The sequence below is a fragment of the Salipiger abyssi genome (assembly GCF_001975705.1).
In the GTDB taxonomy this organism is placed as follows: domain Bacteria; phylum Pseudomonadota; class Alphaproteobacteria; order Rhodobacterales; family Rhodobacteraceae; genus Salipiger; species Salipiger abyssi.
Map to the genome: position 1 here is coordinate 1168524 of NZ_CP015093.1, position 8958 is coordinate 1177481.

Annotated in this window: 7 protein-coding genes; 5 read left to right on the forward strand and 2 right to left on the reverse strand. The window is 69.4% G+C overall.

Annotated elements, in window-relative coordinates; all coding sequences use genetic code 11:
• Positions 1 to 15: 15 nt before the first annotated feature.
• A complete protein-coding gene (locus Ga0080574_RS09320) occupies positions 16 to 2463 on the forward strand; it encodes a PAS domain-containing hybrid sensor histidine kinase/response regulator (RefSeq protein WP_237219345.1) in 2448 nt (815 codons plus the stop codon).
• Here the strand turns inward: Ga0080574_RS09320 and Ga0080574_RS09325 are convergent, their stop codons facing one another.
• Complete coding sequence (locus Ga0080574_RS09325) at positions 2464 to 3681, reverse strand: polysaccharide biosynthesis/export family protein (protein ID WP_076697721.1); 1218 nt, start codon at positions 3679 to 3681, stop codon at positions 2464 to 2466.
• A 214-nt stretch (positions 3682 to 3895) separates the two neighbouring features.
• Here Ga0080574_RS09325 and Ga0080574_RS09330 point away from each other — a divergent pair, with 214 nt between their 5' ends.
• From Ga0080574_RS09330 to Ga0080574_RS09345, 4 genes are read left to right on the forward strand one after another with little or no spacing between them, the layout of a single operon-like run.
• On the forward strand, positions 3896 to 5104 hold the full coding sequence (locus Ga0080574_RS09330) for an oligosaccharide flippase family protein (protein ID WP_076697722.1): 1209 nt from the start codon (positions 3896 to 3898) through the stop codon (positions 5102 to 5104).
• Positions 5105 to 5107: 3 nt separating this feature from the next.
• A complete protein-coding gene (locus Ga0080574_RS09335) occupies positions 5108 to 6031 on the forward strand; it encodes a glycosyltransferase family 2 protein (RefSeq protein WP_076697728.1) in 924 nt (307 codons plus the stop codon).
• Positions 6032 to 6042: 11 nt separating this feature from the next.
• Positions 6043 to 7029 (forward strand): glycosyltransferase family 2 protein, encoded by a 987-nt coding sequence (locus tag Ga0080574_RS09340; RefSeq protein WP_076697736.1) that lies wholly within the window; start codon positions 6043 to 6045, stop codon positions 7027 to 7029.
• A gap of 24 nt (positions 7030 to 7053) precedes the next feature.
• Positions 7054 to 8100, forward strand: a complete 1047-nt coding sequence (locus tag Ga0080574_RS09345) for a glycosyltransferase (protein WP_076697746.1) — start codon at positions 7054 to 7056, stop codon at positions 8098 to 8100.
• Positions 8101 to 8125: 25 nt separating this feature from the next.
• Here the strand turns inward: Ga0080574_RS09345 and Ga0080574_RS09350 are convergent, their stop codons facing one another.
• Positions 8126 to 8950: a sulfite exporter TauE/SafE family protein gene (locus Ga0080574_RS09350; RefSeq protein ID WP_076697752.1), complete on the reverse strand. Its 825-nt coding sequence runs from the start codon at positions 8948 to 8950 to the stop codon at positions 8126 to 8128.
• Positions 8951 to 8958 lie beyond the last annotated feature (8 nt).

Consider the following 8958-nt stretch of genomic DNA (forward strand, 5'->3'; position numbering starts at 1 on the left):
CGCCGCGGCCGGCTCTTGCTGGCTGCGGTCGGTCTGCTTTGCGTGCTCGCGATCACCTTTCTGGTGTCCGAGATCGTGCAGGAGATGCGCTTTCTCAATTCCGCCAGCTCCGACAATGTGCACTGGGTGCTGTCGCAGGCCGAGGTGGAGTTTCTGGAGTTTCACAACGCCATCGACCTCGCGCGGCAGAGCGACGATCCGCAGGCGCTGGAACATGTCGTCGTCGAGTTCGACGTGTTCTACAGCCGCATGATGACGCTCGGCACCGGCTCGCTCTATGCCGATCTGCGCGCCATCGGGAATTTCGGCTATCCGGTCTCGGTCATCCGCGAAAAGCTCGACGCGATGATCCCGCTCATCGACGGCAGTAGGGCCGATCTGCGCGCCGGGCTCGGCACGCTGGCGGCGGAGGCCGACGAAATCCGCCCGCTGCTGCGGCGGGTGGCGACGACCGGGCTCCAGTTCTTTGCCGAACGCTCGGACGAAAGCCGCAGCTCGGTGGCGGTCACCATGCTGCGGCTGGCGCTGATCACCGTGGCGCTGGTGCTGGCGCTGGTCGTGCTGCTGAGCCACACGCGGCGCGTCAGCAACCAGACCGAGCGGCGCGGCCAGGAGCTGGCGGATGCCTATGCGCGGCTGAACACGATCCTGCAAACCTCGCTGGATGCGGTGGTGGTGTCGGACCTTCAGGGCAAGATCCTCAATTTCAACGCCGCTGCCGAGCGGATCTTTCAGTACAGCCGCGACGAGGTGATCGGCCGCAACATCGCCGAGGTTCTCATCCCCGACGATTACCGCGCCGCCCATGCGGCGGGCATGGCGCGGATGCGAGACACCGGCGAGCACCGGGTTGTCGGGCATGGCCGCATCCGCCTCGAATCGAAACGGCGCAACGGTCAGATCTTCCCGGTCGAGCTGGCCATCGAAAAGGCACAGGCGGGCGAGGAAGAGGTAATGGTCGCCTTCCTGCGCGACATCTCGCACCGCGTCGCCTCGGAAAAGGAGCTGGTCGAGGCGCGTGACAAGGCGCTGGCCGGGGAAAAGGCCAAGGCCGAGTTCCTTGCCATGATGACCCACGAGATCCGCACGCCGCTGAACGGGCTGCTGGGCAATCTCGCGCTGCTGGACAAGACCGCTCTCTCCCCCGCGCAGGGCCGCTATGTCCGCAATATGCAGATCTCGGGCGGCGTGCTGATGCACCATGTCGATACCGTGCTGGATGTGGCGCGATTCGAATCCGGCGTCTCCGTCGCACGGGAGGAAGTCGTGCATCTCGGCGAGCTGTTCCAGAACATCGTGGATTCGCAGGCCAGCGCCGCCGAGGCCAATGGCAACCAGATGCTCTGGGGCTGGGTTGGCGAACCGGCGGAGTGGGTGCGGATCGACGCCTCGCGGCTGCGGCAGGTGCTGCTCAACCTCGTGGGCAACGCCACCAAGTTCACCCGCGACGGGCGTATCCTGATCGAGGCGGAGCGCTCTGCCGAGGCGACGGGAGAGATGCTGGAGATCCGGGTGATCGATTCCGGCATCGGCATTTCCGAAGAGGATCAGGAGCGGGTCTTCAACGATTTCCAGACGGTGGGCGACGCGAATTTCGCCGGGCAGGCCGGCACTGGGCTGGGGCTTGGCATCGCGCGGCGCTTTGTCGAGGCGATGGGCGGCGAGATCGGGGTGGAAAGCACCCCCGGCGAGGGCAGCGTATTCTGGCTGCGCGTGCCGCTGGTTCTTGCCGACGGTTCCGGACAGCCGGAGCAACACTCCGCACCCGCGCCTGAAACGCCCGGTCGCGACATCCTTCTGGTCGAGGATAACGAGATCAATCTGGAGCTGGCGCGCGAGATGCTGACGGGCCTCGGCCACCGGGTGACCGAAGCCCGCGACGGCGAGCAGGCGGTGGCCGCCGCGAGCGGGCACCGGTTCGACCTCATACTGATGGATATCCGCATGCCCCGGCTCGACGGGCTCGGCGCCACCCGCGCCATCCGTTCGGGTGCCGGTGCCAGCCGCGACGTGCCCATCGTGGCACTCTCGGCGAATGTGCTGCCCGAAGCGCGAGACAGCTTTACCGAGGCCGGCATGTCGGGCTTCCTGCCGAAACCGCTGACCGAGGACGGGCTGCTCCAGGTCATCGCCCGCTTCTGCTCCAGCGCAAAGCCGGCGCCCGAACCCGCGCCTCAGCCGCCTGAACCAGAAATCAGCCCGATGGACAGGCTGCGCCGCCGCTACGAGGACGAAACCCGCACGCTCTTCGACTGGCTCGCCACCGGTCCTGCCGACCGGGCAGAGATCGCCCATCGGGCGCATCAGGTGGCGGGCAGCGCGGCGGCCTTCGGGCAATCGGAGCTGCGCGAGGCGCTGGTGGCGGTCGAAATGGCGGCGGATCGCAATGCACCGGAACTGGGAGCCACCATCGCGGCGGCCCGCGCCGCCTGGGAAAACGCGCCCGCGCCGACGCTTTCCTGACTACTGCCCGAGCACCGTCCCCGCGGCGGCCACCGCCCCCACCACACCGGCGGCTTCGGCCAGGTTGGTGACGCTGCTGTCATAGCAGGCGATGGAATCGCCGGGCAGCAGGTAAGGGTCGTAATCGTCGCGGTCGGCGCGGCGCAGCATGTCCTCGATATTGCGCTCGATCACCGTCGAAACGCCGGTCATCGGGTTGCGCGTGAACAGGATCGCCGAGCGGTGCGCGCTGGTCGCCCGCGTGCCGCCCACACAATTGGTGTCGATCACCGCCTGCATGAATCGCGTGCCATAGGGCACCTCGCGCACCTCGCGCCCGATGGCCGAGGGGGCGTTGCCGGTGGCGGGTTGTGTCAGGTTGGAGAGGAACAGCGACACGCCCGGCGGGCTCACCGGGCCGGGGCGCATGAGATCGTCCTGAAAGCACTGGCGCGAGGGCACGGTGATCTCGTCGCCGGTGAGCAGCATCACATCGACCGCGTGCTGCCCCTCGAACACGCCGCGCATGTCGAGATGATAGCTTTTACCGCCGCGCCGCAGTTCGACCGCCGAGAGATCCGCATCGGGCCGCACGCCGCCGACCGAGCGCAGCGCCGCCGAGAGGTTGCGCGCCTCGGTGGAGGCGCCGAGCGCATTCTGGCGCAGCGTGTCGCGGTCGTCGGCGCCTCTGTTGCCGATCTCGACCGCATGCGGCTCGAACACCGCGCCGGAGACGGCAACACTGATGCTGGCGAAATCCGCCAGCCGCACGGAAATGCGCGGCGCCTCGTCATAGAACCCCTCGCTCACCAGCAGCCGGGCCAGCGCGGCCTCGACATCCTCGGGGCGCTGCCCCTGCGCGGGGATCGGCGGCAGGAAGGGCAGCTTGAGGCTGCCATCACGCGACACGACGTAATCGCCGTTGAAGGTCTCGTCGTCGCTGACGCGGATATCCACCAGATCGTTGCGCGAGAGCCGCTCGCCGCGCAGCGCCGTGGCGACAAGCCCGCCACCCTTGCCGCCGGCGCGGTCCCACGGGCGGCATTTCTCGGCATTCATCCGCTCCGAGAGCAGCAGCGGCTCGGATTGGGTGGAAGTCACCGGGTCGCGATACTGCGCCTGATAGCCACCGCCCGCGCGGATCTGGCCGATATTCTCGGGCGAGGGCGCGGGGCCGCAGCCGGCGGTGAGGCCGAGGCTCAGACAGGTGCCGAGCAGAATGGTTCGAGCAGACGCCATGGAGATCCCTTGCAAACTCTCCTCATGGTTTAGCGCGATCCGGAGCCCGTGACTATTCGCGAGCGCGGTTGAGCCCCCTACCCGAAGGGATAGGTCGCAATTCCTTCGCGGCCTGTTGCCCTCCTGCCGCGTCCGGGACAGCGGCGGCCGCTGCGGAATATTGGTTAGCGGAACCTTTAGAGGACGATGCCCCGTGCCCAGACCCGCCACCTCCATGCTGAGCCACCTGCTGGCCTACGGCGCCTCCGAGATCGCGACAAAGCTGTCGCGCCTGGGCGTGGTCATCGCCGTGGCGCGCACCCTCGACGCCGCCGAGATCGGCGTGGCCGCCGCCGCGCTCGCCACCGGCGACCTGCTGAAATCGCTGACCGAAAACGGTGTCGGACAGCGCATCATCGCGGCCTCGCAAGCCGAGCTCTCGGCCACCTGCAACCGCGCGCACGGGCTGTTCTGGGTCTGGTGCCTTGGGCTCTTCGCCGTGCAGGCGCTGATCGCCGGGGCGGTCTGGATGCTCACCGGCAATCCCGCGCTCGCCGCGCTGATCCTGGTGCTGGCCGGCGAATACCTCTTCATGCCGGGCGGGCTGGTGCAGACCGGGCTGGCGCTGCGTGCCGGCAAGCTGAAACAGACCGCCGCCATCGCCGGCGGTCAGGCGGTCATGGCCAACCTGATGTCGGTGGCGCTGGCGCTGGTCTGGCCCTCGGCGCTGGCGCTGGTGCTGCCGCGCCTGCTCACCGCGCCGTTCTGGCTGCTCTCGATGCGCCGCCTGCACCCCTGGTCGCACGACCCCGAGGCCGGCAAGGCGCCGATCCGCCCCTTCATCGGCTTCGGCGCCCCGATCCTCGGCACCGAGATCGTCAAGACCGCGCGTCTGCATGCCGACAAGCTGATCGTCGGCGCGCTGCTCGGACCGGAGATCCTCGGGCTCTATTTCATGGCCTTCAACGCCGGCCTCAGCCTCGCCACCTCCTTCTCCGCCGCCTTCGCCGCCGTGCTCTTCCCGCATCTCTGCACCGGGGCCGACCGCGCCGCCGCCATGCGTCAGGGGCTCGCCGTCTCCATCGGCCTCGTCGCCCCGGCGGTCGTCCTTCAGGCGGTGCTGGCGCCCTGGTACGTGCCGCTGCTGCTGGGCGAGGGCTGGGACGGGCTGGCCGAGCCGGTGTCGATCCTCTGCCTCGTCGCCATCCCGACCATGCTCTGGACCGCCACCGCCGGCTGGCTGCGCGCCGAGAACCGCCCGCTGGCCGAGCTGCGAGGCACCGCCATCCTCACCGCCGCGATGATCGCGAACACGGTGATCGCCGCGCCCTACGGCCTGACCGCCCTCGCCTGGGGTTACCTCGCGACCGCCTGCGTCACCATGCTGATGCTGTCGCGCCCTGCCCTGTCCCTCGCCCTTTTCCCCGCAAACCGGAGTGCCTGAGCCATGCCGCTGATTTCCGTGATCATCCCCGTCTACAACGCCGCAGAGACCCTGGAGCTGACAATCGCCGCGCTGCAAGCCCAGAGCTTCACCGACTGGGAGGCGATCCTCGTCGAAGACCGCTCCAGCGACGAGAGCTTGCAGGTGGCCGAAATGCTCCGGGACGAAGATCCCCGCCTGACGCTGCTGCATAACCCCGGCAAGGGGCCGAGCACCGCCCGCAACTTCGGCGCGCTGGGTTGCGCCAGGGGCGAGATCCTTGCCTTCTGCGACGCCGACGACCTCTGGGAGCCGGGCAAGCTGGCCGATGTGGCCGAGGCGCTGACCGAAGGGTCCGCCGATGCGGTCTTCGGTGTGACCGGGTTCTTTCGCGACGACCCGGCGGAGATTCGCAGCCGCTCCACCATGCCTGCCGGGCCGGTCACCGTCTCGATGCTGATGGGCGAAAACCCGGTCTGCACGCTGTCGAACCTGTCGCTGCGCCGCTCGGTCTTTGCCGCGCTCGGCGGGTTCCGCGAGGACATGGTGCATAACGAGGATCTGGAATTCCTGATCCGTCTGGTGGGCCGGGGCCGCCGGCTCGAAGGGATCGACGCCGATCATGTCCGCTATCGCCTCAGCCCCAGCGGCCTTTCCGCCGATCTCGACGCGATGCGCGCCGGGCGGGAAGAGGCGCTGCGCACGGCGGCGGCCTTCGGCCATCCGACCGAGCCGCGCGCCGAGGCGATCCACCTGCGCTACCTTGCCCGCCGCGCGCTGCGGCTGGGCGCACCGACGGCGCTCGTGCGCCGGCTGGTGATCGAGGGCTGCCGCGCCAATGCCCGCGCCTTCCTGCTGCCCGCCCGGCGCGGCGCGCTCGTCGCGCTCGCCGCCACCCTCCTGCCCGTCCTGCCGCGCCCCCTGCGCCGCGCCCTGTTCTCGAACTGAGGAAACCTCCGATGCCCTACGCCTCCATCGTCGTCCCCGCCTACAACGCCGCCCGCACCCTTTCGGAAACGCTGCGCTCGCTCAGCGCGCAGAGCTTCCGCGATCTGGAAATCGTGGTGGTCGATGACGGCTCGACCGACAGCACCGCCGGGATCGCCCGCCTGCATGCGGCGCAGGACCCGCGCATCCGGCTGGTGCGCCAGTTCAACCGGGGCCTCGCCGGCGCGCGCAACAGCGGCATCGCCGCCAGCACCGGCGCGCTGATCGGGTTTTGCGACGCCGACGATCTCTGGCTGCCGGGCAAGCTTGCCGCCCATGTGATGCATCTCGACGGCGCGCCGGATGTCGGGCTGAGCTATTCCGGCTCGGCGCTGATCGACGAGCACTCCCACCGCATGGGCCATGCGCAGCGCCCGCGCCTGCGCGACGTGAGCTCCGCGCATGTGTTCAAGCGCAACCCGGTGGGCAACGGCTCGGCCCCGGTGATCCGGCGCGAGATGCTCGACGCCGTCGCCTGGCGCCCGGCGGTCGAGATCCAGCGCGACTGGGTCTTTGACGAGACCTTCCGCCAGTCCGAGGATATCGAGTGCTGGCTGCGGCTCTGCCTGCGCACCGACTGGATGATCGAGGGCGTGCCCGGCCTGCTTACAGAATACCGGGTCAGCGGCAACGGCCTCTCGGCCAATGTCGAGGCGCAGCTTGCCTCCTGGGAGCGGATGGTGACCAAGCTGCGCCCGCTCGCGCCGGAATTCTTTGCCAGGCACGAGCCCGCCGCCCGCGCCTATCAACTGCGCTATCTGGCGCGGCGCGCGGTGAGCAGCGGCGACGGTGCCGCCGCCTGCGATCTGATCGCCCGCGCCTTCGCGCACTCCCGCACACCCATCGCCGAGGAGCCCCTGCGCAGCCTCACCACCTGGGCCGCGGCCCATGCCACCGCCCGTTTCGGCAATGCGCCGATGCGGCTCGCCCGCGCGGTCCTGTCCGCCGCCCGTACCTGATTGCCCTCCGAGGAGACCCAAGCCATGACCGACATGCCCCGCATCCTGCACCTCGTCGATGATGCCACCCCGGGCGGCATCACCCGCGTGCTCGACCATATCCGCAGCTGCCCGCTGATGGCGCAGACCGCCCGGCACGAGCTCTGGACCGTCGCCCGCAACGCCGCGCTGCCGCGTTGCGATGCGGACATGATCGTCTCGCATCTGAGCCTGAGCTGGCGCGGCCTGCCGGCGCTGATCTCGCTGCGCGCGCGTCACCCGGGCACCCCGCTGGTGCATGTGGAGCACAGCTATACCGAGGCCTTCACCGCGCTCAACGTCCGTGCCAAGCTGCGGTTCTTCACCATGCTGCGCACCGCCTATGCGCTTTTCGACCGGGTTGTCGCGGTGAGTGAGGCGCAGGGCGCATGGCTCACCCGTCGCCGTCTCGTGCCCGCCGGTGCGTTGCGGGTGATCCCGCCGGTGGTGGATCTCGCGGGGTTCCGCGCGCTGCCCGCGCCGCAGGGCGCGCCGCGCGTCATCGGCGCCATCGGGCGGCTGCACCGTCAGAAGGGCTTCGACATTCTCATCCAGGCCTTCCGCCAGCTGCCCGATGCCGGGCTGGCGCTGCATATCCACGGCTCCGGCCCGGAAGAGGCGGCGCTGCGCGCGCTGGCCGAGGGCGATCCGCGCATCCGGTTCTTTGGCCATTCGGGCCAGCCCGAAAAGGTGATGGCCTCGGTCGATCTGGTGGCCATGCCGTCGCGCTGGGAAGCCTTCGGTCTGGTGGCGCTCGAGGCGCGCTCCGCCGGGCGGCCTGTGCTCTGCCCGCGCCTGGACGGGCTCGCCACGAGCGCCGGAGCGGACGGGCTCTTTGTGACGGGCCACGGTATCGACGCCTGGGCTCGCGCCTTGCAGCGCGCCCTTGCCGCGACCGACAGCACCCCCGACCGCGCCGCCGGTTGCGAGGCGGTCTTTGCCGAGGGTTGGGCGGAGCTCATCGCCTCCTGCTGCGGTCACGCGAAACGCGCGCCGCAAAGCGCCGGTGCCGGTGCCGCGCCGGGCACGCTGATCGCAGCCGGCCTGTCCTGATGCGCCCGGGCTGAGCGCCCCCGGCTCAGCCCATCAGCGCCTTGCGCAGCATATTGAGCGCCACGAGGATGAGGAACGCGCCGAAGAGGCGCTTCAGCGGCGCCGGATTCATCGCATGCGCGATCTTCACCCCCAGCGGCGCGGTCAGCAGCGTCATCGCGATGACCACCAGAAAGCCCGGTATGTTCACCGCGCCCAGCGTGAAGGGAGGCCGCGAGCCGGGCTCGATGGTCAGCAGCAGAAAGCCCACCGCCGAGGGCACCGCGATCAGCACGCCGAACCCCGCCGCCGTCGCGACCGCGCGGTGAATCGGCACATTGTGCAGGCTCATCAGCGGCACGCCGAAACTGCCGCCGCCGATGCCCATGAGCACCGAGAGAAAGCCCACAACCGGCGAATAGAGATACTGCTTGCCGCCGCTCGGCATCGCCTCGGCGATGCGCCAGCTGCTCCGCCCGAGCAGCATGTAGAGCCCGATGATCAGCCCCAGGCAGCCGAAAATCACCTGAAGGCTGGTGGAGCGCAGCGCCGAGGCCGCAAGCACGCCCACGATGGCGCCGATGACGATGCCCGGCGCCCAGCCGCGCAGGATGTCCCAGTCGACCGCGCCCTTGCGGTTGTGGCTGATGACAGAGCGCAACGAGGTCACGATGATCGTGGCGAGCGAGGTGGCGAGGCAGACCTGCATGGTCTGCACCCCGTCATAACCGAGCGCCTGGAAGGTGAAGAAGAAGGCCGGCACCAGCACGATGCCGCCGCCCACGCCCAGCAGCCCCGCCAGCACACCGGCCACGCCCCCGATCACGATCATGAAAACCAGCAATTCGAGCGTGAGGGTCATATCGGGCATGAAATACT